The organism is Achromobacter insolitus (assembly GCF_002209555.1).
Lineage (GTDB): Bacteria > Pseudomonadota > Gammaproteobacteria > Burkholderiales > Burkholderiaceae_B > Achromobacter > Achromobacter insolitus.
Genome location: NZ_NJIF01000011.1, coordinates 60,491 through 85,041, shown reverse-complemented (window position 1 = coordinate 85,041; position 24,551 = coordinate 60,491). Strand labels below are relative to the sequence as shown.

Here is a 24,551-nt window from a genome sequence, read left to right as displayed (position 1 = left end):
GGACTAACCGCTGCAGAAAATGCGAATCCGCGATTCTAGCAGATTGCGCATGCGGCCGGCAAGCGGCCAAAGAAAAGGGGACGCTATTGCGTCCCCGTGCCCTCTCCTGTCGTCAGGCCGATGCGGGCGGGTCCTGTTCGCGGTAGGAACTGATGGTGCCGTCCGGCTCGGTCTCTTCCAGGCGCACCCGGAAGCCCCACAAGCGGGCCAGATGCTTCATCACCTGTTCGGCATCGTCGCCCGCCAGCGGACGGCCGCGGCTCTTCAGGTGCCGCAGCACCAGCGAACGGTCGGAATCGCGGTTGAAGCGGATCACCTGGATATCCGGCACCTGGTTGTCGCGGTTGTGCTGCGCGGCCAGCAGGCGGCGGATGTCGCGGTAGCCGTCGTCGTCATGGATGGCGGCGACTTCCAGCTTCGGGTTGGCCTGGTGGTCGGAAATCGCGAAGAAGCGGAATTCCCGGATCAGGCGCGGCGACAGGTACTGCGAAATGAAGGACTCGTCCTTGAAGTTGCGCATGGCGAAGTCCAGCGTCTTCAGCCAGTCGCCGCCCGCAATGTCGGGGAACCAGCGCCGATCCTCGGGCGTGGGCGCCTCGCAAATGCGACGGATGTCGGACATCATCGCAAAGCCCAGGGCATAAGGGTTGATGCCGCCATAGCCGCGTTCGTCAAAGCCGCGCTGGCTGACCACGTTGGTGTGGCTTTGCAGGAACTCCATCATGAAACCGTCGTTGACCAAGCCCTTTTCGTGCAGCCGGTTCAGGATGGTGTAGTGCCAGAACGTGGCCCAGCCCTCGTTCATGACCTTGGTCTGGGTCTGCGGATAGAAGTACTGCGCGATCTTGCGGACGATGCGCACCAGCTCCTTCTGCCAGGGCGCGAGCTTCGGCGAGTACTTCTCGATGAAGTACAGCAGGTTCTCCTCGGGCTCGGGCGGGAACACGGCGGCTTCGACGTGCGTATCCTTGTCTGCCTCCAGGCGCGGCAAGGTCCTCCACAGGTCGTTGTACTGCAGGCGCGCATGCTCCTGGCGTTCTGCCTGGCGCGCGGCCTCTTCCTTGTAGGAGATGGGCGTCGGGCGCTTGTAGCGGTCCACCCCGTGATGCGAGAGCGCGTGGCAGGAGTCGAGCAAGGCTTCCACCGCGTCGATGCCGTAGCGGTCTTCGCAGGACATCACGTACTTGCGCGCAAAGACCAGATAGTCCAGCACGCCGTCCGCGTCGGTCCATTGGCGGAACAGGTAATTGCCCTTGAAGAAAGAGTTGTGCCCATAGCAGGCATGGGCAATGACCAGCGCCTGCATCGTCATGGAGTTCTCTTCCATGAGATAGGAAATGCAGGGGTTGGAGTTGATGACGATTTCGTACGCCAAGCCCTGCATGCCGCGGCGGTAGTACTGCTCGTTGCGGATGAACTCCTTGCCGTACGACCAGTGCGGATAGCCGATAGGCAATCCGGCAGACGCGTAGGCATCCAGCATCTGTTCCGAGGTGATCACCTCGATCTGGTTCGGGTAGGTATCCAGCCCGTACTCGGCGGCGATCTTGGAGATCGCCTCGTCATAGGACTGGATCAACTCGAAGGTCCATTCGGAACCCTGGGAGATCGGCCGGGCGCTGCCGGCGGCCTCCGGTTCCACGAGAGCTCCCACGATGGCATTCATGCGGTTTCCTTTTTGAACAGGTCATGGAACACGGGGAAGATCTCGCCGCGTTCGCAGATGCGCCGCATGACGAAATGCGGCTCCAGTTTCTGTTCATATTCCGCCCACAGGCTGCTCTTGCGCGCCTCCTGCGAGTCGGGTACTTCGATGTACGCAAAGTAGCGCGTGGCCGGCAGCAGATATTCGGCCAGGAAGCGGGCGCTCTTGCCCGCGTCGGCGCCGAACGAGTCGCCGTCGCTGGCCTGCGCCGCGTACACGTTCCACGCGGTCGGCGGATAGCGCTTCTCCAGGATCTCGCGCATCAACTCCAGCGCCGACAGCACGATGGTGCCGCCGCTCTTGGGATCGTAGAAGAAGGTATGCTCGTCGACCTCTTCGGCGTTGTCCGTGTGGCGGATGAAGACCAGGTCCACATGCTCGTACTTGCGAGACAAAAACAGGTAGAGCAAGGAGAAGAAGCGTTTGGCCAGGTCCTTCTTGTTCTCGTCCATGGAGCCCGACACGTCCATCAGGCAGAACATGACGGCGCGCGCCATGGGGATGGCCACCGACACCCGGTTGCGGTAGCGCAGGTCCAGGTCATCCAGGAAAGGCACGCGGGCCAGGCGCTCGCGGCATTCCTCGACGTCCTGCTCCAGCGCCTTGATCTCATCGGCGGAGGCGCCCGCCGCCAAGGCCTTGGCCAGCCGTTCCTCGGCATCTTCCAGATCGGCGCGCGCCTTCACGCCCAGCGATACGCGGCGCGCCAGCGAGGACTTGAGCGTGCGGCTGATGCTCAGCATGCTGGGCGAGCCCGTGGTCGTATAGCCGGCGCGCTGCCATTTCTTCTGGCTGACCTCGCCCAGTTGCGTGCGCGCCATGTGCGGCAGCTCCAGATCCTCGAAAAACAGGTTCAGGAACTCGGCCCGCGACAGACTGAAGGTGAACTGATCCACCGACTCGCCTTCGCCGGGCTCGGACCCGCCTTCCCCCTGCCCGCCCTGCGGCCGATCGAAGGTATCCCCCTTGGCAAACTCGCGATTGCCAGGATGCACGATCTCGCGGTCGCCTCCCGCGCCGTGATGGAAGGTCGGCTCGGAAATATCGCGGGCAGGCAGGTTGATCTCGCCGCCCTGGTCCATGTCCTGAATGGAGCGGTCGCGGATCATCCCGTGTACCGCCTTGCGGATCTGATCCTTGTAACGCCGGAGAAAACGCTCCCGGTTGACGGCGCTTTTATTGCGACCGTTGAGACGGCGATCGATAAGTGAATTCATGATTCACCTCGCTCAGGAAGACTTCCTCACGCGGAGATACCACTCGCACAGCAGCCTTACCTGCTTTTCCGTGTAGCCCTTTTCAACCATCCGATCCACGAAGCTCTGATGCTTGGACTTGTCTTCGGCCGATGCCTTGGCGTTGAACGAGATCACCGGCAGCAGGTCTTCCGTGTTCGAGAACATCTTCTTCTCGATCACTTCGCGCAGCTTTTCATAGCTGGTCCAGGTCGGATTGCGGCCATTGTTGTTGGCCCGCGCCCGCAGCACGAAGTTGACGATCTCGTTGCGGAAGTCCTTCGGATTGGCGATGCCGGCCGGCTTCTCGATCTTTTCCAGTTCATCGTTAAGCGCGCTGCGGTCGAAGCTTTCGCCGGTTTCCGGGTCGCGGAATTCCTCGTCCTGGATCCAGCAATCGGCAAACGTCACGTAGCGGTCGAAGATGTTCTGGCCATACTCGGAGTAGGACTCCAGGTACGCGGTCTGGATCTCCTTGCCGATGAACTCCGCGTAACGCGGCGCGAGGTAGCCCTTGATGAATTCAAGGTAGCGCCGGCGGATTTCCTCGGGATAGTCCTCGCGGCCGATCCGCTGCTCGAGCACGTACATCAAGTGCACCGGATTGGCGGCCACTTCGGTCTGATCGTAGTTGAAGACGCTGGACAGGATCTTGTACGCGAAGCGCGTGGACACCCCCGTCATGCCTTCGTCCGTGCCGGCGTAGTCCTTGTACTCCTGCAGCGCCTTGGCCTTGGGATCCACGTCTTTCAGGCTCTCCCCGTCATAAACCCGCAGCTTCGAATAGATGCTGGAATTTTCGGGTTCCTTCAGGCGCGTCAAGACCGAGAACTGCGCCATCATGTCCAGCGTTCCCGGCGCGCATGGCGCCGACGACAGCGAACTGTGGTGCAGCAGCTTTTCGTAGATGCGGACTTCTTCCGACACCTGCAAGCAATAAGGCACCTTGACGATGTAGATACGGTCGAGGAACGCCTCGTTGTGCTTGTTGTTGCGGAAGGTCTGCCATTCCGATTCGTTCGAGTGGGCCAGGATGGCGCCGTTGAACGGGATCGCGGAAAAGCCTTCGGTGCCCTTGAAGTTGCCTTCCTGGGTCGCCGTCAGCAAGGGGTGCAGCATCTTGATCGGGGCCTTGAACATCTCCACGAACTCCAGCAGCCCCTGGTTGGCCAGGCACAGGCCGCCGGAGTAGCTGTAGGCGTCCGGGTCGTCCTGCGAATGGCGGTCGAGCTTGCGGATGTCGACCTTGCCCACCAGCGAGGAAATGTCCTGGTTGTTCTCGTCGCCCGGCTCGGTCTTGGCGATGGCGATCTGGCGCAGCACCGACGGGTTCAGGCGCACGACACGGAACTTCGAAATGTCGCCGTCGAATTCCTTCAGGCGCTTCACGGCCCAGGGCGACATGATGCCGCTCAGGTAACGCCGCGGGATGCCGTATTCCTTTTCAAGCGTGTCGCCAAAGCGTTCCGGATGGAACAGTCCGAGCGGCGATTCGTTCACCGGCGAACCCTTCAGCGCGTAGATGGGATAGGTCTCCATCAGCGCCTTGAGCCGCTCCGCGATGGAAGACTTGCCGCCGCCCACGGGGCCGAGGAGATACAGAATCTGCTTGCGCTCTTCCAGTCCCTGCGCAGCATGCTTGAAGAACGCGACGATCTGTCCGATCACGTCCTCCATGCCATAGAACTCCTGGAACGCTGGATAGCGTCGGATGGTCCGGTTGGAAAACAAACGGGAAAGACGTGGGTCGTTGCGCGTGTCCACGACTTCGGGTTCGCCTATCGCCGCCAGCATGCGCTCTGCGGGGCTGGCGTACGCCATGGGATCGCTTTTGGCGAGGTTGAGGTACTCCTCGAGAGAGAGTTCCGATTCCTGCTCTTTTGCATACTGCGACTTGAAGCCTTCGACGATGTTTTGCACGGAAACCTCCTACAACACGCGAAAAATCCAATACGTCCCTACGTGCCCCCATTGTGCCTCAGCGCTCGCGCTTTACTAGACAATCTCGCGATAAGCACTGTCGGCTGGATGGTATGTTGCTTTCGCCACACATCAACCAAAGGCATGATCAGGCCCTTTCCAATTAGGCTGCACTCTTCGGATACAAGTTCCGTCAGGGAATGCAACTTAAGTGAATAAGTTCACTCGTCCGACTTCAGCATATCGCCGTATGCGCGCATGCATGGTGCGTCCGCACATGAAATGCTCAGCAATGATTTGAAGGGAAGAGCGATGTCCCGGGGGATTCTTATGATGCGGGTACAAACCCGATGCGCCCGCTATGCGATGGCAGCGGACGGTCTGAACGGCGCTTGGCGTCTTCGTTCAGCAGCGTGCCGGCTCGGTCGTGAAAAAGCGCCGATGACGCGGCACGGGAATCCGTGGTGACGAGGGCGCGTGGCATTGCAAGGTGTAGTCCAACAGTGCGTAGCGCCAAGTCATGTGCCTATGCTAAAGCCAATTGACGTTTTTGTGGCAATTCATTTAGCGCAACATAAAAAATAGTCACGCCGCGTGCTTTCAAATGCATGCAACAGACACGCGTGGCAACGTCAAAAACAGGCGCAAACTTGGTGGCATATCGAGCGCACTCGCGCGCCGTGCGTGCTGGCAAGCCGCGGATTGCTTCGCCGTGCGCGATTAGCAGCCGCGCGCGTAGAGTGCTAGTACCCCTTCTGGCAGCGATAGAATCACGCATCCGACATACGCCGCGCGCGTTTCGCGTTTTTCTTTCCCGTCCGTCGTCAACGCCACGTCATGCCTTTCCGATCCTGGCCCGCCGCATGAATATCTTTGCCAAACGCTGTTCCGCGGCGCTTTGCAGCGCCCTGCTGCTGCTCTTGGCTGCTTGCGGACGGCCGGAAGCCGATCTCCCCGATGATGCCTATGTCTGGCAACGAAGCTGGACGCCACCGGTCAGCCAGGCGCTGGCAAATAACGCCGACGTGGTGCGGGCATGGCGCGTGCTGATGGCGGAGATGAATCCGGATGGCAGATGGTTCGCCACGGCGCCCGACCTGGCGGCGCTGGCGGCCGCCAAACGCCCTGCCATCATGGTTCTGCGTCTGGACGGCCGCGCGGATGCGCTGCCGGCTGCGGACGTGCTTGCGCGGATCGCAACGGCGCGCAGCGCCTGGAAAGACGCGGGCGTAATGTTGAAGGGCGTCGAAATCGATTACGACTGCCCTACCTCGAAACTGCCCGCGTATGCCGCATTCCTGCAGGCCCTGAAACAGGGCCTCGGGCCAGAACTTCCGTTGTCCATAACCGCGTTGCCGACATGGCTGAACGGCTCCGGCCTCGACGCGCTGCTCAAGATTCCCGATGAAGCCGTATTGCAAGTCCATGCCGTCCTGAGCCCCGAACAAGGCTTGTTCAACGCCAAGCGCGCAAGCGCATGGCTGGCCGCGTTTGCGGGTCGCACACAACGCCCGTGGCGCGTGGCGTTGCCAACCTACGGCAGCCGCGTCAGCTGGAATGATGACGGCAGCATCGCGGCGGTCGAAAGCGAACGCTCTGCGCTGCTTGCGGGCGGTCGCGCCAGCGAATTGGTGGCCACCCCGGCATCCATGGCGGCATTCGTGGATGAAATTCACCGCTCGCGCCCTCGCGGGCTGGCAGGCATCGTGTGGTTCCGCCTGCCGACGGCGCGCGACGAGCGCGCCTGGAGCCCGGCCACCTGGCGCGCGGTGCTTACGCGCCAGCCCTTGCAACCGGCGCTGTCCGTTACGGCGCGCGCGGCAGAGGCCGGGGCCCAGGACCTGATACTGTTCAACAGCGGCAATGCGGACGCGGCGCTCCCCTTGGCGATCCGCTGGGCCGGCACCTGCCGCGCGGCCGACGGCATCAACGGCTACACCCTCGAACAGGACTCCGGCGGTGCGTACCTGCGCCGCTCCCAAGACGGCCTGCTGCGCGCCGGCGGCCAACGCAACATAGGCTGGATACGCTGTGAAAATGGGCTCTCGAGCTTCGATGTACAACCGTAAATCGCTTGTGGCGCTGCTCCTCTTGACGGGTGCGGGCATCGTCATTGCCTGCGGGCCGGAGTTTCCCGCGCAACTGCTCGATGACCGCGCAGCCACGCTCCACGCCACCCCCGTCAACACCTTCGCCTACGAGGCCGCCCGCCTCGTGGCCGGCGGCGATGCGCTGCAAGCCCGCGAAGCCTACGAATTGCCGGACGGCAGCTATCGGCAAAACGCCCTTCCGGAAGACCGCGACCCCGCGCTCACTCCAGCACAACGCGCTACCGCAAGGACGATGCGGGCGCAGCCCGATGGCGACCGGGCGTATGCAGTGGGCATCGATTTGCCCGAAGCCGTCCGGCTTTACATCGCCGCGGCAGTCGACACGCACGCCGCGCGCGGGGCCGATGCCGGACACTTGCTGGAGTCCGCACGGGCGCGTTACCGGGCCATACTCCAACTCCCGCCGCGGGAAGCCGCAGCGCGCAGCGTCTGGGCCGCTTACATGCTGGCTGAAATTGGGGACGAGGCAGAGATGACAGCCGCGGACGCCGCGACGCAGCGCCTTGCGGCAGCCCAAGCCTACGCCCGCGCGCGACAGCTCGCGCTGGACGGCGCAGCGGACCCGTTGGGCCTGGCCGTGGCCAGCTACGGCCAGGAAGCGCGCCTGCTCCTGGCCGGACCGCAAGGGCAATGCACCTATATAGAGCTGGTCAACGCCGATCCGTGCATGGACACCATCCCCGCCGCCTCGCTGGTGCATGCGGTGCGCCTGTATGCCGAGCAGGCTGCGCGCGGGTCCTCCAGCGGCAATGCATCGCTGCGCATGCTGGCGCAATGGGCCCTGGAAGATCCAGCGCGCACTCGCCGGCTGATCGGCGATCCCATTGCGCAACGCCTGCTGGTCGCCTATGCGTTGGCCAGGGTCGGCGACATCGTCGACGGCAGGCCGGACAGCGCGACGGATCCCTACGCCGCCTACGACGCGACCGGGCAGGTCGGCTTGGCGGACGCCGCTCAGGGGCATGACGTTACGCCGAATCCGGCGCTGCAATCGCTGGTCGCTGCGTTGGAAACCCAGGACCTGAAGCAAGTGCCGGACGCCGACCGGGTGGCCGCGCTGGCTTACCGCATCGGACGCTATGACCTGGCGCAAACACTGGCGGCCCGGCTGGACACGGCCCTGGCCTATTGGGTGCGCGCCAAACTGGCGCTGCGGCAAGGCGATACGCAAGCGGCAGCCCAGGCCTATGCCCAGGCCGCCGGCGCCTTCCCGCGCGCAGACGGCAGCCTGGAAGCTTCAGGCGCCGCGCGCCTGCTGGGCGAGCAAGGCGTGCTGACGCTATCGCGTGGCCAATATGTCGAGGCGCTGGACCAACTGCTGCACGCCACCGTGTCGGACGGCACCGCAGAGGGCTTCTGGCAATCCACTCCCTATTGGAACGACGCGGCCTACGTGGCCGAACGTGTGCTGACCACTCCCGAGCTCAAAGCCTACGTGGACCGGCACGCACCCGCCACGCCCGCGGCGACCGGGCCCGCGCCGACGCCTAAGGATTTCTACGAGTGGGGCTACCGGCATCCCGTTACCGCGTCGGACCGGCTGCGCCTGTTGCTGGCGCGCCGCCTGGTGCGAGAAGGTGCGGCCGAACAGGCGCTGCCCTACTTCCCGGCCGATTCCGACGCTCGCTACGCCACGCTGGAAAATGTCGACGGCAAATGGGAAGTGCGGCAGCCGCGAACCCGCCAGCTCGCCGCGGACTACGCAACTGCCTTGCGCAAGGCCGGCAACGCCTGGGGCCGCACAACGCGTGCCCAGGCTTGGTTCGAGGCATCCCGCCTGGCACGGCGTGACGGGATGGAAATCATGGGCTACGAGCAGGAACCGGATTTCGCGGTGTATGGCGGCAGCACGAGTTTTGGCGCGGGGCGCAGCGCGGTCCCTGGCTGGAAGGCGGATGAGGATAATGTCGAGACGCCCGCCCTGCGCGCCGCGGCCGCGCTGCCCGGACCGTTCGTCACCGAAGAGGAACGGCGCCGCTACGCCGCCAGCGAAGCGCAGCCCTATGCCCGCTTCCATTACCGCCAGATCGCAGCCAACCATGCGCTGCGCGCCGCCGATGAACTGCCCCGCCGCTCGCAAGCTTTCGCCGCCGTGCTGTGCCAGGGCGCCCGCTACATCATCGACGACTCTCCCGAAAGGGCCACCGCTATCTACCGGCGCTATATAGAACAAGGCGCGCAAGTGCCGTTCAGCGAGACCTTCGGCCGCGAATGCGCTGCGCCGGACTTCACGGCGGCCGCCTGGTTCCACTATGCGCAGGCCGAAAAATCCTGGGACCGCCTGCGGCACAACCATCCCGGTCTGCTGCTGGCGGCCGCATTGCTGGCGCTAGTCGGCGGCGGGGCCGCGATCCTGGCCTGGCGCTACACCGCGACGCGTGCGCGGCGCGACGCGCGTCGGAGCTAGCCTGCCGCCCGGCCGCGGCTAGGAGAGTTCCGGCAACGCCACTCGCTGTGTCAGCTGGCGCCAAGTGTCGGCCACCCTGGCGCGCAAGCGCAGATCCGCGCCCACGGGCGCAGTGTCGATGAATTCGTAGCGGCGGGCGCCGTCCAGGTGCTCCAGCATGGGCAGGCGGACCATGCCCGCCGCATCGCCCAGCAGCACCGGCGCCAGGTACAACAGCAGCTCGTCCACGCAACCCGCGGCAACCAGCGCGCCGCTCAGGCCGGCGCCGGCTTCCACGTGGACCTCGTTGAACTGCTCCTGGGCCAGCCAGCGCATCATCGCCGGCAGATCGACCCGGCCGGGCGCATCGCCCGGCAACTGCACCACGCGGGCGTTTTTGGCCTGCAGGCGTGCCGTCTTGGCGGCGTCCTCGCGGGCGGTAAAAAGAATGACCTCGGCGCCATCGAACAGCCGCGCGTCCTCGGGAATCTCGAAACGGCCGTCCACCACCGCCTTGCGGGGCTGGCGCGGCGTATCCACGCCCCTGACATTGAGCTGCGGATTATCTTTCAGCACGGTGCCCATGCCGGTGAGCACCACGCAGGCGCGCGCGCGCCAGCGATGCCCATCGGCGCGGGCCTCGGGCCCGGTGATCCATTGCGATATGCCGTTATGCAGCGCGCTGCGTCCGTCCAGCGAAGCCGCCATTTTCATCCAGACCCACGGCAGGCCGCGGCTCATGCGCGAAATAAAGCCTGCATTGATGGCCAGCGCCTCTTCGCGGCAGACTCCTGTGCTTACCGCGATGCCGGCATCGCGCAGCCGCGCCAGGCCTTGGCCGTTGACCAGCGGATTCGGGTCGCCGATGGCCACCACCACTCGCGCCGGCCGGGCCGCGAGCACGGCGTCCACGCAGGGCGGCGTGCGGCCGAAATGGCTGCAGGGCTCCAAAGTGACGTAGAGCGTCGCGCCCGCCACCGATTCGCCGCGCGCCTGGGCGTCGCGCAAGGCGCAGACTTCCGCGTGCGGGCCGCCTGGCGGTTGCGTCGCGCCTTCGCCCAGCACGCGGCCGTCGCGCACGATCACGCAACCCACCCGGGGATTGGGCGCGGTGGTGTACATGACGGTCTGCGCCAGCGCCAGGGCTCGCCGCATCCAGAAAATGTCGTCGTTGTCGCTGGAAATCATCATGTCCGGGATTGTATGTCGCCGCAGCCCGGGCAGAATGCGCGGCGCCAGGCGTCAGCCGCCCGGATCGAACATGTCCGTTTTAGGCCGACAGTCGTCTTTCGCCGCGCTCGCCCCGCTACCGGATTGAAGTAAAAATGCCAACACACCCCTACAATTCGCACTCCAGGAGCGCGGCCCATGAAACAAGCACTGATCGTCATCGACGTACAAGACTCTTTCCGGCAACGTCCGTTTTGGGATGAAGCCGAGTATCCGGCCTTCGTGGAACGGATCCAATCCCTGATCGACGCCGCCCAGGCCCAGGACATCCCGGTACTGCAGGTGTTCCACACCAGCGTGTCGAACGACCCGGCCAATCCCTTCTCCCTGGCCTCAGGGCACGTCAAGACGCTCAAGGAACTGCGCATCGCCCCCACCGCCGTGTTCCACAAGACCGTGCATTCCTCGCTTTACGCCAAGGACGCCGAGGGTGCCAGCCTGCAGGACTGGCTGGTGAAGCACGGTATCGAAGGCATCATCGTCAGCGGTATCCGCACGGAACAATGCTGCGAAACCACGACCCGCCACGCCAGCGACGCCGGCTTCAAGGTGGTGTTTCCGACTGACGCCACCCTCACCTTCGCCATGCAAAGCCCGTCCGGCCAGCACTACACCCCGGCCGAGATTCGCGACCGCACGGAGCTGGTGCTGCAAGGCCGCTTCGCCCGCATCGCGCGCGCCGCCGACGCGCTGGCGGCTTGAGCGATTCCGCAGGCCACATGGTTCCGGTCTACTTCGTGCTCACGCGCGGCATCGTCCTGCTGGATGTAGCGGGCCCGGCCGAGGCCTTCCGCGTGGCCAACAAGCTCAGTCCCGGCACTTTCGAGCAGCATTTCTGCGGCCCGGCGCATGAGGTCGAGAGCGGCCTGCCTGGCCTGCATCTGGCGCATATCCAGCCCCTGCCGGCCACGTTGCCATCCGAGGCCCTGGTTATCATTTCTGGCGTGGTGGGCAAGCCCACGCGCCTGGAAGATCCGGACTCGCGCGCCATCATCGACTGGCTGGCCGTCCGCCATCCCGCGAACGGGTTCACGCTCATGACGGTTTGCGCCGGCGCGCTGTTCGCCGCCGCCGCCGGGCTGACGCGGCACCGGGAATGCACCACCCACCACACCTGTCTCGCGCAGTTGGCCAGCATCGACCCCAGTGCGCGTCTGCACGACAACCGAATCTTCGTCGAGGATGGCAAGTTGGTCAGCAGCGCGGGCATTACGGCCGGCATCGACCTGGCGCTGCACATGGTGTCGCGCCATTGCGGACCGCGCGTGGCCAGCGAAACGGCGCGCGACATGGTGGTGTACCAGCGCCGCGCCGGCACCGACTCCACGCTATCGCCCTGGCTGGATCACCGCAGCCACATGCATCCGGGCGTGCACAGGGTGCAGGACGCAGTCATCCGCGACCCTGCGGCCCCCTGGTCCGCGCAATCGCTGGCGGACCAGGCGCATACCAGCGCGCGCCACCTGACCCGGCTGTTCCACGAACACGCCGGGTGCACGCCGATGGACTACCTCTATCAGATACGTGTGGCGCTGGCACGCGACCTGCTGCGCGATACCCGGCTGGACCTGGAACGCGTGGCTGAAAAATCGGGCTTCGGTTCGGCGCAGCACATGCGCCGGGTGTGGCGCAAGTTCCAGCCGCTGACACCCAGCCTCGTGCGCTCTGCCTAGCCTAATCCTTGCGCAGCTTGCCCGGCAGCAGCGGGCCCTGCATCTCGCGGATGGCCTCGACGAACTCACCGATGTCTTCGAAGCTCTTGTAAACCGAGGCAAAGCGGACGTACGCCACCTTGTCGAGCTTGCGCAGTTCGTTCATGACGAGCTCGCCGATATGTTCGCTGGGCACTTCACGCAACCCGCTGGCCAGCAACTGCTCTTCGATGCGAGCGACCGCCGCGTCCACGTCTTCCGTGCTGACGGGCCGCTTGCGCAGCGCCAGGCTCAGGCTGGCGCGCAGCTTGCCAGGGTCGTAATCGCTGCGGCTGCCGTTGCGCTTCACGATGGAAGGCATGGCAAGCTCCACCCGCTCGTACGTGGTGAAGCGCTTGTCACAGGACAGGCAGCGGCGACGACGCCGTATCGCGTCCCCCTCTTCGGAGACCCGGCTGTCTACGACCTGCGTTTCGGCATTGCCGCAAAATGGACACCGCATGTGTGATCCCTAAAGGCACTGAAGGGCAATAGTTAAGCATATTGTAACGAGGCAACCCGCCGCCAGCGCCGATATGGGCTAATCCGTCCCGTATTTTTTCCAGCCCGCTGTACTTGCCGGCCTGAAAGCAAAGGGACGGCCGCCTTTCGGGGCCGTCCCTTGTGGACCGCGGCGGCAGGGCCGCAGCCCGCCGCAGGGATGCTATTACTTCTTGCCGTAGACCGGCAGGCGCGAGGTCAGTTCGTTGACCTTGGCGCGCACAGCGGCGATGTTGGCTTCGTCACGCGGATTGTCCAGCACGTCGGCGATCAGGTTGGCGGTAAGTTCAGCTTCCGCTTCGGTGAAACCGCGCGTGGTCATGGCCGGGGTGCCCAGACGGATGCCGCTGGTCACGAAGGGCTTTTCCGGATCGTTCGGGATGGCGTTCTTGTTCACCGTGATGTGAGCCTGGCCCAGCACGGCTTCCGCTTCCTTGCCCGTGATGCCCTTGGAACGCAGGTCCACCAGCATGACGTGGCTTTCGGTGCGGCCCGAAACGATGCGCAGGCCACGCTTGACCAGCGTGTCGGCCAGCACCTTGGCGTTCTTGACCACTTGCTGCGCGTAGTCCTTGAAAGCGGGTTCCAGCGCTTCCTTGAAGGCCACGGCCTTGCCGGCGATGACGTGCATCAGCGGACCGCCCTGAATGCCGGGGAAGATGGCCGAGTTGATGATCTTCTCGTGTTCGGCCTTCATCATGATGACGCCGCCGCGCGGGCCGCGCAGCGACTTGTGCGTCGTCGAGGTGACGAAGTCGGCGTGCGGGACCGGATTGGGGTAGGCGCCACCGGCGACCAGGCCGGCGTAGTGGGCGATGTCGACCATGAACAGCGCGCCGTTTTCACGGGCGATGCGGGCCATGCGTTCGAAATCGATGTGCAACGCATAGGCGGAAGCGCCGGCGACGATCAGCTTGGGCTTGTGTTCGCGGGCGAGCTTTTCGACCTGGTCGTAGTTCAGGACTTCGTTTTCGTCCAGGCCGTAGGAGATGAAGTTGTACAGCTTGCCCGAGGCATTGACCGACGCGCCGTGCGTCAGGTGGCCGCCTTCAGCCAGGCTCATACCCAGCACCGTGTCGCCCGGCTTCAGGACGGCCATATACACGCCCTGGTTGGCCTGCGAACCCGAGTTGGGCTGCACGTTGGCGGCTTCGGCGCCGAAGATCTGCTTCAGGCGGTCGATGGCCAGTTGCTCGACCACGTCCACGTACTCGCAACCACCGTAGTAACGCTTGCCCGGGTAGCCTTCGGCGTACTTGTTGGTGAGCTGCGTGCCCTGGGCTTCCATGACGGCCGGGCTGGCGTAGTTCTCCGAGGCGATCAGCTCGATGTGCTGTTCCTGGCGGACGTCTTCCTTCTGGATGGCGGCCCAAACGTCCGGGTCAGCCTTGGACAAGGTGAGGTTGCGGTCAAACATGACGGGGGATTCCTGAGGCGGTAAGAGAGGAGAAAACTGCGCCCGGGTGGGTAAACCCGGAGAATGAGGAATAGTTTACCGCGTCGGACAGGATCAAATGCGCCCAAAATGCCCGGAACCCGGGCAAAATTCGCTCGATGGGCGCGAAAACCACGCCATCCTCCCGGGGCCGAAAACCCCTCTCAACCCGACTTGAGAAACTTTCATGCAAAGCGCCACGCTCATAACCTACTCGTTAGTAGCCGCAGTAAGCGTCGTCAGCCCTGGGCCCGCCACCATGCTGGCCATCCGCAACGGCGCAGCGGGCGGCCTGCGGGCTGTGGTGCCATCCACCCTGGGCAACGTCACGGGCCTGTCCCTGCTGTCGGCGGCCGCCATGCTGGGATTGGGCATGGTGCTGCAATCGTCCGCCATGCTGTTCATGCTGCTGAAGGTGGCCGGCGCGGCCTACCTGCTCTACATCGGCCTGCGCCACATCCTGGGACGCTCGAATATCGCGCCGCCCTCCGACACCGCTGCGCAAGCGCCGCGCAGCGCCGGCCGGCTCTATCTGGAAGCCGCCATGGTGGCGACGCTCAACCCCAAACCCATCCTGTTCTTCACGGCGCTGTTTCCGCAGTTCCTGAATGCCGCCGAACCGCTGCTGCCGCAGTTCTTCATCCTGACGGGTATCTTCACGGCCATGTCGCTGGTGTCGCTGCTGGCCTATGGGTCCCTGGCCCACCGCGCGCGGCGACTGCTGCGCCAGTCGCGTATCGTGACCTGGATCAACCGCCTGGTGGGTGCCATCTTCATCAGCTTCGGATTGGCGCTGCTGCGCCTCAAGCGCGCCGCAGGCTGAACCCGCAGGCTAGAAATAAAAAAGGCCGCAAATCTTGCGGCCTTGGTTTGCACCGTGACGGATCAGGCGGAAGTGGCCCCGATCTGCTTGGGGGCCAGCCTCGGGTTGAGCGTATAGGTACCCGTCAGCGATGCCTGCGCCAGCACGTGCTTCTGGATGGCGCGCAGCGCGTCTTCGCCGGTGAACGAACCCTGCAGGTTCAGCGTGGGCACGTCCAGCGCGTACAGGGTGAACACGTAGCGGTGCGGGATGGCATCGTTCCAGGGCGGGCAAGGACCGTCATAGCCGAAGTAGTCGCCGCTCATGTCGTGATCGTTCGCAAACCATGACGAATACGAGTTGATGCCCTGGCGCGCGTCCATCGGCGCCAACGGGCCGCCCTTGCCGCGCGGCGTGATGCCGCTGGAAAAGGTGCCTTCCTCGATGTCGCGCAGGTCGGCTGGCAAATCAACCAGCACCCAGTGGAAAAAGTCCACTCGAGGCAGGCTGGCCGGCACTTCGCGGCCTTCCTGGTTGACGTCGTCGGGCTCGGAGGGCACATCCGGATCATGGCAGATCAACGCAAATGACTGCGTGCCCGCCGGAACTTCGTCCCAGGAAAACTGCGGGTTGAAGTTGTCTGCCAGCGCGACGTGCGATTGCGCATCGATTTTGCCGAAGGCATAGCGCTCGGGAATCGACTCGTTATCGGAAAAGGACAAACTCGAAAGTTTCATGTCGTGCTCCTTGATGTGCCGCAAAGGCCCCACTGCCCCTGTCTGTACCCTCAGCGTATCAAAAAAAGCCCCCACGCAGCACGCGACGCGCTTGCTGCCCCCCAAGGGGGCCGCTTTTTGCCTTGGGGCGGCCCGGCGGAGGAACTACCCCCACGCTGCGCCGACGGCTTGCTGCCCCCCAAGGGGGCCGCTTTTGCCTTGGGGCGGCCCGGCGGCAAAAGGTCCGCAATCATGGGTTCAAGTTAACACGCGCAAATTTGCGCTTGCCCACCTGAACGACGTAGGTCCCCGCCGGCAATTGCAACGATTTGTCTACCACGCGGTCACCATTGACGCGCACGCCGCCCTGCTCCACGTTGCGCTGCGCTTCCGAACCCGACGCGACCAGGCCTGCTTCGCGCAGCAGCTTCAGGATGCCCACCGGCGCGCCGCCGATGTTCACTTCGGGGATGTCATCGGGGATGGCGCCGTCGCGGAAACGGGCCTCGAACGAGGCCAGGGCCTCGTCGGCAGCCTTGGCGGAATGGAAGCGCGCAATGATTTCCTGGGCCAGCATGACCTTGGCGTCGCGCGGGTTGCGGCCGCCGTCGATCTCCTGCTTGAGCGCGGCAATGTCTTCCAGCGTGCGGAACGACAGCAGCTCGAAGTAGCGCCACATCAGCGTGTCCGAAATCGACATCAGCTTGCCGAACATGGAGTCGGGCGACTCCGAAATGCCGATGTAGTTGCCCTTGGACTTGGACATCTTCTCTACGCCGTCCGTCCCGACCAGCAAGGGCATCGTCAAGATGCACTGCGGCTCCTGGCCGTACTCCTTTTGCAGCTCGCGCCCAACCAACAGGTTGAACTTCTGATCGGTGCCCCCCAGCTCCAGATCGGATTTCAGTGCCACCGAGTCATAACCCTGCATCAGCGGATACAGGAATTCATGGACCGAGATCGGAATTCCGCCCTTGAAGCGCTTGGTGAAGTCCTCGCGCTCCATCATGCGCGCGACCGTGTATCGCGAGGCAAGCTGGATCATGCCGCGCGCGCCCAGCGGATCGCACCACTCGGAGTTGTAGCGGATCTCGGTGCGGGCCGGATCCAGCACCAGGCTGGCCTGGGCGTAATAGGTCTTGGCGTTGGCTTCGATCTGTTCGCGCGTGAGCGGCGGGCGGGTATTGTTGCGGCCGCTGGGATCACCGATGGTGGAGGTGAAATCGCCGATCAGGAAGATGACGTTGTGGCCCATGTCCTGCAGTTGGCGCATCTTGTTCAGCACCACCGTATGACCCAGGTGGATGTCCGGCGCGGTCGGATCCAGCCCCAGCTTGATGCGCAGGGGCACGCCCGTGGCGCGGCTCCTGGCGAGCTTGCGAGCGAATTCGGACTCGACCAGCAACTCGTCGCAGCCGCGCTTCGCTATACGCAGATCTGCTTCGACTTCGGGGGTAATCGGGGCTTCTGAGGATGACATGGCAGGGGGACCAACTCGGCTTCAGCCGATAAAAAGGTGTAAAAAGTGACGAAAACTATCGAAAATTCTAGCCGAATCAGCTAGGATACCGCCCTAATCATACGCAATTGCCATATATACGCAGTTGCGGTCCGGTTTACACCCCGTTGTTCACAAGATGCGCCCCGCGCCAGCCCTTGCCCCGTATGTGCGCGCGAGGGCCGTTCGTGTTACGCACCCTGCGAGCTCAAGCCACCTGAGAGGGTATCTTCACGATGAATCGTGGCCTCCACGAACTGGCGAGTAGCATCAAGCGCAAAGTTGCTGCCGTGTTTGCGCCCGTCCAGCCCAAGCCCCAGCGCTCGGGACTTTTCCGCCGCACTCTTCTCGTCACTGCAATTGGTCTGTTCGCCGGCGCCGCCGCCCTCGGCATGGTGCAGCAACCCGACCGCACCGAACTCCCCCCTTCGCGCATCATCAGCAGCGTCCTGCCGCTGAGCTCCGAGCAAGTCGAAGTCAGCACCCCCAGCGCCGCGCCCTACATCAGCGAAACCCGGATCCGCGCTGGCGACACGCTGGCCGCCGTGCTGCAGCGCCTGGAACTCGACGCGCCCAGCCTGCAGACCTTCCTGACGCACGATGCCAGCGCCCGCAGCATCTACAAGCTGTACCCGGGCCGCTCGGTGCAGGCTGCCACTGACGAAGCGGGCAATTTGATCTGGCTCCGTTACATCCACACGCCCGGCAACGAGGCGGATGGCCAGGTCGTGACCCGCATGCTGCACGTTGCGCCCGCGGGCGACAGCTACAAGGCCGAGGAAATCACCGAAAGCACAGAGCGCCAGACCCGCGTCGCCGTGGGTACGATCCGCTCCTCGCTGTTCGGCGCCACCGACGCCGCCGGCATCCCGGACTCGGTCACCATGCAAATGGCCGACATCCTCAGCGCCAAGATCGACTTCCTGCGCGACCTGCGCCGGGGCGACCAGTTCCGCGTGGTCTACGAAGTGCGTTCCCACGACGGCCGCTATGCTGGCGCAGGCCGCGTGCTGGCGCTGGAATTCATCAACGGCGACAAGACCTACAACGCGGTCTGGTTCAGCCCGGACGAAAAGAACGGCTCGTACTACGACTTCGACGGCACCAGCCTGCGCGGCGCGTTCCTGCGCACCGCCCTCAAGTTCAGCCGCATCAGCTCCACGTTCGGCATGCGCATGCATCCCATCCACAAGACCTGGACGGGACACAAGGGCGTGGACTACGCCGCGCCCTCGGGCACGCCGATCCATTCCACGGCCGACGGCACGGTGGAATTCTCGGGCTGGCAGAATGGCTACGGCAACGTCGTCATCGTCAAGCACCACGGCAAGTATTCGACGCTCTACGCGCACCAGAGCCGTATCGCCGAAGGCATCACCAAGGGTTCGAAGGTTTCGCAGGGCCAACTGCTGGGCTATGTCGGCTCTACCGGCTGGGCCACCGGTCCGCACCTGCACTACGAATTCCGCGTGGACAACCAGCCCATCGATCCGCTGTCGGTGGACCTGCCGGTCGCCCGTAGCCTGGAACCCGCCGAAGTCCGCGCCTTCAACCAGGCCGTGGCCCCCTACAAGGCGCAGATCCAGTTGCTGACGGAATTCCAGCAGACCCTGCCCGACGCGCTGACCAACGTGGCCAGCCGCTAATACCGGTCAAACGTCCCGTCAAAAGCGGCCCCGCACTTTCAGCTGCGCGGCCGCTTTTTTCTTTACCGAGGCCCTTGTGAACTCCTCTCCTCCTTCGCAGCACCAGGACACACAGCTCTACATTGGCCTCATGTCGGGCACCAGCGTCGATGGCGTGGACGGTGTGCTGGTACGCCTGGGCGACGGCCAGCCGCCAGCCGTACAAGCCAGCGCCAGCCTGCCCATGCCCGCGGATCTGCGGCGCGAACTGCTGGCCCTGAACCAATCCGGCGATGATGAGCTGGCTCGCGCCGCGCTGGCCGCGAACAGCCTTGCCCGCCTGTATGCGCAAGCCGTGGCCGCCCTGCTTCAACATGCCGGCGTGGCCGCTGGCGACGTCGCCGCAATCGGCGCCCATGGCCAGACGGTTCGGCATCGGCCCGACCTCGGCTACACCGTGCAACTGAATGCGCCCGCGCTGCTGGCGGAATTGACGGGCATCGACGTAGTGGCGGATTTCCGCAGCCGCGACGTGGCCGCTGGCGGCCAGGGCGCACCGCTGGTGCCGCCTTTCCATGCCGCCATCTTCGGTGCGCCCCAAGGCCGCGCCGTCCTCAATCTGGGCGGCATCGCCAACGTGACCTTGCTCGAGCCGGGGCACGCCCCTCGCGGCTTCGACACCGGCCCCGCCAATGTCCTGCTGGACGGCTGGTGCCAGCGCCATCTGGGCCAAGCCTACGACGCCGATGGCCGCTGGGCAGCCACCGGGCAAGTCCTGGCGCCCCTGCTGGAACAACTGATCTCCAGCGAACCCTGGTTTGCCCTGCCTCCGCCCAAGTCCACCGGACGGGACCTGTTCAACATGCAATGGCTGGACGAGCGCCTGGCGGCGTTCGATGGCCCCAAGCCCGCGCCGCAAGACGTGCAGGCCACGCTGCAGCGCCTGACGGCGCGCACGGTTGCCAACGCCATTGATGCCGCGGCGGCAAGCACGCAGGAAGTCTTCGTATGTGGAGGCGGCGCGCGCAACACGGGGCTGATGCGCGAGCTGGCGTACTGCCTGCAACGCCCCGTGCGCCCCACGGATGCGCTGGGCGTGCCGGCACAGGAAGTCGAGGCGCTGGCGTTCGCCTGGCTGGCGCAAGCCTTCATGCAACGCAGACCGGCAGGCTTGCCTGCGGTCACTGGCGCGCGCGGCCCGCGGATCCTGGGCGCGCTCTACCCCGCCTGACGCCTGCCAACGCAAAAAGCCCTTCGGCGCGCCGAAGGGCTTTTTCTTGTCCTGCCCGGAGAATTTACACCGAGAACGAGGAACCGCAACCGCAGGTGGTGCTGGCGTTGGGATTGCGGATGACGAATTGCGCGCCTTCCAGGTCTTCCTTGTAGTCGATCTCTGCGCCGACCAGGTATTGGAAGCTCATCGGATCCACCAGCAACTGCACGCCGGCCTTGTCCAGCACGGTGTCGTCATCGTTCACGACTTCGTCGAAGGTGAAGCCGTATTGGAACCCCGAACAGCCCCCGCCCTGCACGAAGACGCGCAGCTTCAGTTCGGGATTGCCTTCTTCGGCCAACAGATCCTTCACCTTGGCCGCGGCCGAGTCGGTAAACACCAGGGGAGCAGGCGGGGCAGCCTGCAGGTCGACGGTTTCGGTCACTGCATTCATGGTTCACTCCTGGCCGGTTCGGCCATATTTCGGTGAGCGGCAACGGCGCTCGCATGTTGTCACTATAGCTCAGGGCTTGCGCAGACTCAAAGTTCGAGCTTGACGCTTCTTGACGCGCGGACGGTATCGCCCTCCAGGACGCTGACAGTCACGCTTTCGGGGACAAATCCCTCGGGCAGCGCCAGGATGCCCTGGCTACGCTGGTACTGATCGAACTGCAAGGCCAATGGCGAGGTCGGCGCGCTGTCCCCCGGAATGGCGACGGAGCCGGACTCGGCCTTGACCTGCATGGGCGCCAAGTCCACTTTTACGGTTTCGCCTTTCAGAATGCCCGTGGCCTGAAAACGCAAGGCCCCCGAGAACTGCGCGCCACCGTTACGGCCGCTGCGCATCAGCAGGACCTTATAGCGCAGGCCGCCAGCACCGCGGTCGATCTCGACGCCACGGATGTCCACGGAACCTTCGGGTCCGGGGGGCAGCAACTGTTCGTAAAAAGCCAACTGGTCGCGCACCCTGCCGACCTCGGCCTGCGCTGCGCGCAGCTGGGTTTCCAATTCCTGGCGCGCGGCGCGCTCAATGACCAGTTCGCCATCGGCGGTGTCCAACTGCCCTTGCGTGTAGCGCAATTGCGTGGACTGCTGGCGCATAGCCTCTTCCTGGGCCTCGGCCTGCCTGGCGCTGACCAGCACCGCGTCCTTGGGCCGGTAGAGCTGGCGCGCGTAGAAGAAACTGGCGGAACTGCCCAACAGCGCGCCGATCACCAACGCTACGACCACGCGCACCAGCCCGCTGGCGGGGCGATGCTGAGGCGCGATGGGGGACTCGGTGGGCATAAAGAGCGGCGGCTTGCGGCGCTGGGCCGCAAGCCTCAGGACATCAAGGCAGGATCGCGACCTGGTCCAGGCCGGTCGACTCAGGAACGCCAAACATCAGGTTCATGTTCTGGACCGCCTGGCCCGCGGCGCCCTTGACCAGGTTGTCCTGGACCACGAGGACGATCAGTTGGTCGCCGTTGCCCGGACGGCTGAGCGCGATGCGCAGATTGTTCGAAGCACGCACCGAACGCGTTTCGGGCAGGCTGCCGGCAGGCATCACATCGACGAAAGGCTCGTCGGCGTAGCGCTGTTCGAACAAGGCCTGGAAATCCGTGTCACGCGCCTCGGGCAGGATGCGCGCGTAAAGGGTGGAGAACATGCCGCGGATCATCGGCACCAGATGGGGCACGAAGGTAAGGCCAACCTTGGCGCCAGCGATCTTTTCCAGCTGCGCGACGATTTCAGGGTGATGGCGGTGGCCAGCCACGCCATAGGCCTTGAAGTTATCGGAGGCTTCGGAGAACAGCGAGCCCACTTCCGCCTTGCGGCCGGCGCCCGACACGCCCGACTTGCAGTCGGCGATCAGGGTTTGCGCGTCAACCAGCTTTTTGCCGCCTTCGAGCAGCGGAGCCAGGCCCAGCAGCACGGTAGTCGGATAGCAGCCGGGGTTGCCGATGACGCGGGCCTTGGAGATGGCCTCGCGGTTCAGCTCCACCAGGCCATACTGGGACTCGGCCAGAATGTCCGGGCAGGTATGGGGAATCTTGTACCAGCGTTCGAAGGTGGGAATGTCCTGCAGGCGGAAGTCCGCGGCCAGGTCGATAACGCGCGTACCGGCGGCGATCAGTTCCTGGGCCTGGGCCATGGCCACGCCGTGGGGCGTCGCGAAGAACACGACGTCGCAATCCGTCAGCGTGGCCTTTTCCGGCGCGGAGAAGGCGAGGTTCACGCGACCGCGCAGGTTCGGATACAAGTCAGCCACCGGCAGCCCGTCTTCCTTGCGGGACGTGATGGCGGTCAGTTCCACATTGGGATGCTGCGACAGCAAACGCAGCAGCTCGACGCCGGTATAATCGGTGCCGCCGACGATACCAACCTTGATGCGGGTGTTCGATGCTTGGGCCATGATGTGTGCTCTTCGTAGAACGAGGATCGATTGTATCGCTCGGGAAAGCGGGTGTTGCGGCTAAGAGCCCGAAATGGCACCGCAGTCCTTCTTTCCGACCGGGCTGAATGCGCGGAGTTCCGCACAGGGACGCACAGGGCGCGACAGCACCCGGCGCTGAAACAAGGGTACGAAAAAAAGCCCGCCGAAGCGGGCTTTTTTGGCAGCGTATTAACGCTTGCTGAACTGCTTGCGACGACGTGCCTTGCGGAAGCCAACCTTCTTGCGTTCCACTTCGCGGGCGTCGCGGGTGACGAAGCCGGCTTGCGACAGCGCGGACTTCAGGGTCGCGTCGTAGTCGATCAGGGCACGCGTGATGCCGTGACGGACTGCGCCGGCCTGGCCGGTTTCACCGCCGCCGTGCACGTTGACCTTGATGTCGAACGATTCCAGGTGGCCGGTCAGTTCCAGCGGCTGGCGCACGATCATGCGGCCGGTTTCGCGAGCGAAGAACTCGTCGACGGGCTTGCCGTTGACAACGATCTTACCCGTGCCCTTCTTGATGAAAACGCGAGCCACCGAGGTTTTGCGACGGCCGGTTCCGTAATTCCAGTTACCGATCATGGCGTTTCCTTAGATATCCAGCGTCTTGGGCTGCTGGGCGGTGTGCGGGTGCTCGGCACCGGCGTACACCTTCAGTTTCTTGATCATGGCGTAGCCCAGAGGACCCTTGGGCAGCATGCCCTTGACAGCCTTCTGGATGGCGCGGCCGGGAAAACGCTCTTGCATCTTCTCGAAGTTCGTTTCACGGATACCGCCCGGGTACGTCGTGTGGCGGAAGTACTTCTTGTCCTTCGCCTTGGCGCCCGTAACAACGATATCGGCAGCATTGATAATGACGATGTAGTCACCGGTATCAACGTGCGGCGTGAATTCAGGTTTGTGCTTGCCACGCAGACGACGTGCGACTTCGCTGGCCACACGACCGAGGACTTTGCCCTTGGCGTCGATCACAAACCAGTCACGTTGGACTTCATGCGGCTTGGCCACAAAGGTCTTCATGATGGTTCCTAAGAATAAAAATTTCCTGACTGGACCATCCAGTCAGTATTTTTCCCCAAACTAGACCGAATTCCCGGAAAAAACCGCAAGGATTCACAGGGGTTAAAAGAAAACTCGGTCGATATCAGCGTCTTGCCTAAGCGTTATTACCCGCCCGTGCATTAGCCAAAATGAGGGAAAGCCTGCGATTCTAACACAGCTGCTCAAAAAGTGGGCAACTCTATTCAAATCAAGGAATGCGCCGGCGGCGCCTCGAGGGCGCCGCCGGCCTTTTAATCAGGGACGCAGCCCGGACTGGCGCCCGGGATCAGGCGCCCAGATACGCTTCCAGCACGCGGGGATGTCCCAGCAGCTCGCGGCCGGTGCCCGACAGCGCCATGGCACCGTTCTCCAGCACGTAGCCGTGTTGGGCGATCTTCAGCGCCTGGCGGACGTTCTGCTCGACCAGGAACAGGGTCAGGCCGTCGGCATTGATCGCGCGCAGCGAACGGAAGATCTCCTGCACGACGATGGGCGCCAGCCCCATGGAGGGTTCGTCCAGCAGCAGCAGGCGGGGCTTGGCCATCAAGGCGCGGCCGATGGCCAGCATCTGCTGCTCGCCGCCCGACAAGTTGCCAGCGATGCCGGTGATCCGTTCCTTCAGGCGCGGAAACAGGTTGAACACGTATTCCAGGTCCGAGTCGACATTCTTGAGGCCGCGGCGGTAGGCGCCCAGCTCAAGGTTTTCGAGCACGGTCATGGTGGTGAGGATGGCCCGCCCTTCCGGGACCTGCACGATGCCGCGCGCCACGAGCTGGTGCGGCGGCAGGTTGGTGATGTCCTCGCCTTCAAAAGTGATCTTGCCGCGCGCCTTGGGCAAGAGGCCCGACAGGGCCAGCAGCGTCGTCGATTTGCCAGCGCCATTGGCGCCGACCAGAGCGGTGATTTCCTTGGCGTTCAGGTCCAGGTCGATGCCGCGGACGGCTTCGATATGGCCATAGTTGACCTCGAGCCCGCGGACTTCCAGCATGGCGCTCATTGTGCAGCCTCCGCGCAATGCGCTACGGT

21 protein-coding genes are annotated in these 24,551 nt (G+C 64.1%); 7 read left to right on the top strand and 14 right to left on the bottom strand.

Going from position 1 to position 24,551, the window contains the following annotated elements; translation table 11 throughout:
- Nucleotides 1–112: 112 nt before the first annotated feature.
- From CEY08_RS25565 to CEY08_RS25555, 3 genes are read right to left on the bottom strand one after another with little or no spacing between them, the layout of a single operon-like run.
- Nucleotides 113–1,666 (bottom strand): SpoVR family protein, encoded by a 1,554-nt coding sequence (locus CEY08_RS25565; RefSeq protein ID WP_082884520.1) that lies wholly within the window; start codon nt 1,664–1,666, stop codon nt 113–115.
- Nucleotides 1,663–2,922: a YeaH/YhbH family protein gene (locus tag CEY08_RS25560; RefSeq protein WP_076816399.1), complete on the bottom strand. Its 1,260-nt coding sequence runs from the start codon at nt 2,920–2,922 to the stop codon at nt 1,663–1,665. The genes CEY08_RS25565 and CEY08_RS25560 overlap by 4 nt, the downstream gene beginning before the upstream one ends.
- A gap of 12 nt (nt 2,923–2,934) precedes the next feature.
- On the bottom strand, nt 2,935–4,851 hold the full coding sequence (locus CEY08_RS25555; protein WP_372341566.1) for a PrkA family serine protein kinase: 1,917 nt from the start codon (nt 4,849–4,851) through the stop codon (nt 2,935–2,937).
- A 617-nt stretch (nt 4,852–5,468) separates the two neighbouring features.
- On the opposite strand from CEY08_RS25555, the gene CEY08_RS25550 reads away from it, so the two are divergent.
- Complete coding sequence (locus CEY08_RS25550) at nt 5,469–6,929, top strand: DUF3142 domain-containing protein (protein ID WP_232033764.1); 1,461 nt, start codon at nt 5,469–5,471, stop codon at nt 6,927–6,929.
- Nucleotides 6,916–9,378, top strand: coding sequence for a hypothetical protein (locus tag CEY08_RS25545; RefSeq protein ID WP_076816402.1), 2,463 nt, complete (start codon nt 6,916–6,918; stop codon nt 9,376–9,378). The genes CEY08_RS25550 and CEY08_RS25545 overlap by 14 nt, the downstream gene beginning before the upstream one ends.
- Before the next feature lie 18 nt (nt 9,379–9,396).
- Here CEY08_RS25545 and ribD read toward each other — a convergent pair whose 3' ends face one another.
- Complete coding sequence (ribD, locus tag CEY08_RS25540; protein ID WP_076816404.1) at nt 9,397–10,548, bottom strand: bifunctional diaminohydroxyphosphoribosylaminopyrimidine deaminase/5-amino-6-(5-phosphoribosylamino)uracil reductase RibD; 1,152 nt, start codon at nt 10,546–10,548, stop codon at nt 9,397–9,399.
- A 177-nt stretch (nt 10,549–10,725) separates the two neighbouring features.
- Between ribD and CEY08_RS25535 the strand changes: the two genes are divergently transcribed.
- Complete coding sequence (locus CEY08_RS25535; RefSeq protein WP_063962516.1) at nt 10,726–11,289, top strand: cysteine hydrolase family protein; 564 nt, start codon at nt 10,726–10,728, stop codon at nt 11,287–11,289.
- Between the two features lie 17 nt (nt 11,290–11,306).
- Nucleotides 11,307–12,260: a GlxA family transcriptional regulator gene (locus CEY08_RS25530; protein ID WP_076816406.1), complete on the top strand. Its 954-nt coding sequence runs from the start codon at nt 11,307–11,309 to the stop codon at nt 12,258–12,260.
- Between the two features lies 1 nt (nt 12,261).
- On the opposite strand, the gene nrdR is transcribed toward CEY08_RS25530, so the two are convergent.
- Together nrdR and glyA are read right to left on the bottom strand one after the other, a co-directional pair.
- Nucleotides 12,262–12,741, bottom strand: a complete 480-nt coding sequence (gene nrdR, locus CEY08_RS25525; protein WP_013391422.1) for a transcriptional regulator NrdR — start codon at nt 12,739–12,741, stop codon at nt 12,262–12,264.
- A 204-nt stretch (nt 12,742–12,945) separates the two neighbouring features.
- The gene (gene glyA, locus CEY08_RS25520) at nt 12,946–14,196 is read right to left on the bottom strand and encodes a serine hydroxymethyltransferase (protein ID WP_042796342.1); all 1,251 of its coding nucleotides are present in this window, start codon (nt 14,194–14,196) and stop codon (nt 12,946–12,948) included.
- Nucleotides 14,197–14,401: 205 nt separating this feature from the next.
- Between glyA and CEY08_RS25515 the strand changes: the two genes are divergently transcribed.
- Nucleotides 14,402–15,037, top strand: a complete 636-nt coding sequence (locus tag CEY08_RS25515) for a LysE family translocator (RefSeq protein ID WP_076816409.1) — start codon at nt 14,402–14,404, stop codon at nt 15,035–15,037.
- 62 nt (nt 15,038–15,099) lie between these two features.
- Here CEY08_RS25515 and CEY08_RS25510 read toward each other — a convergent pair whose 3' ends face one another.
- Both CEY08_RS25510 and tyrS read right to left on the bottom strand, forming a co-directional pair.
- On the bottom strand, nt 15,100–15,753 hold the full coding sequence (locus tag CEY08_RS25510) for a YbhB/YbcL family Raf kinase inhibitor-like protein (RefSeq protein ID WP_042796340.1): 654 nt from the start codon (nt 15,751–15,753) through the stop codon (nt 15,100–15,102).
- Nucleotides 15,754–15,982: 229 nt separating this feature from the next.
- Nucleotides 15,983–17,212 carry a tyrosine--tRNA ligase gene (gene tyrS, locus CEY08_RS25505; RefSeq protein ID WP_076816411.1) on the bottom strand — a complete coding sequence of 410 codons (1,230 nt, stop codon included), beginning with the start codon at nt 17,210–17,212 and terminating at the stop codon, nt 15,983–15,985.
- A 254-nt stretch (nt 17,213–17,466) separates the two neighbouring features.
- Here tyrS and CEY08_RS25500 point away from each other — a divergent pair, with 254 nt between their 5' ends.
- Nucleotides 17,467–18,876, top strand: coding sequence for a M23 family metallopeptidase (locus CEY08_RS25500; RefSeq protein ID WP_088607824.1), 1,410 nt, complete (start codon nt 17,467–17,469; stop codon nt 18,874–18,876).
- A 76-nt stretch (nt 18,877–18,952) separates the two neighbouring features.
- On the top strand, nt 18,953–20,086 hold the full coding sequence (locus CEY08_RS25495) for an anhydro-N-acetylmuramic acid kinase (RefSeq protein WP_063962514.1): 1,134 nt from the start codon (nt 18,953–18,955) through the stop codon (nt 20,084–20,086).
- 64 nt (nt 20,087–20,150) lie between these two features.
- On the opposite strand, the gene erpA is transcribed toward CEY08_RS25495, so the two are convergent.
- The 6 genes from erpA to CEY08_RS25465 form a co-directional block, all read right to left on the bottom strand.
- Nucleotides 20,151–20,522 carry an iron-sulfur cluster insertion protein ErpA gene (gene erpA, locus CEY08_RS25490; RefSeq protein WP_013391415.1) on the bottom strand — a complete coding sequence of 124 codons (372 nt, stop codon included), beginning with the start codon at nt 20,520–20,522 and terminating at the stop codon, nt 20,151–20,153.
- A gap of 86 nt (nt 20,523–20,608) precedes the next feature.
- Complete coding sequence (locus tag CEY08_RS25485) at nt 20,609–21,355, bottom strand: DUF6776 family protein (RefSeq protein WP_076816413.1); 747 nt, start codon at nt 21,353–21,355, stop codon at nt 20,609–20,611.
- Between the two features lie 43 nt (nt 21,356–21,398).
- Entirely contained in the window at nt 21,399–22,463 is a 1,065-nt protein-coding gene (argC, locus tag CEY08_RS25480) for an N-acetyl-gamma-glutamyl-phosphate reductase (RefSeq protein ID WP_076816415.1), read from the bottom strand.
- Between the two features lie 210 nt (nt 22,464–22,673).
- The gene (gene rpsI / locus CEY08_RS25475) at nt 22,674–23,066 is read right to left on the bottom strand and encodes a 30S ribosomal protein S9 (RefSeq protein WP_042796334.1); all 393 of its coding nucleotides are present in this window, start codon (nt 23,064–23,066) and stop codon (nt 22,674–22,676) included.
- A 9-nt stretch (nt 23,067–23,075) separates the two neighbouring features.
- Nucleotides 23,076–23,504, bottom strand: a complete 429-nt coding sequence (rplM, locus tag CEY08_RS25470) for a 50S ribosomal protein L13 (RefSeq protein ID WP_042796333.1) — start codon at nt 23,502–23,504, stop codon at nt 23,076–23,078.
- A 307-nt stretch (nt 23,505–23,811) separates the two neighbouring features.
- Nucleotides 23,812–24,522 (bottom strand): ABC transporter ATP-binding protein, encoded by a 711-nt coding sequence (locus CEY08_RS25465; RefSeq protein WP_042796332.1) that lies wholly within the window; start codon nt 24,520–24,522, stop codon nt 23,812–23,814.
- Between the last annotated feature and the right edge of the window lie 29 nt (nt 24,523–24,551).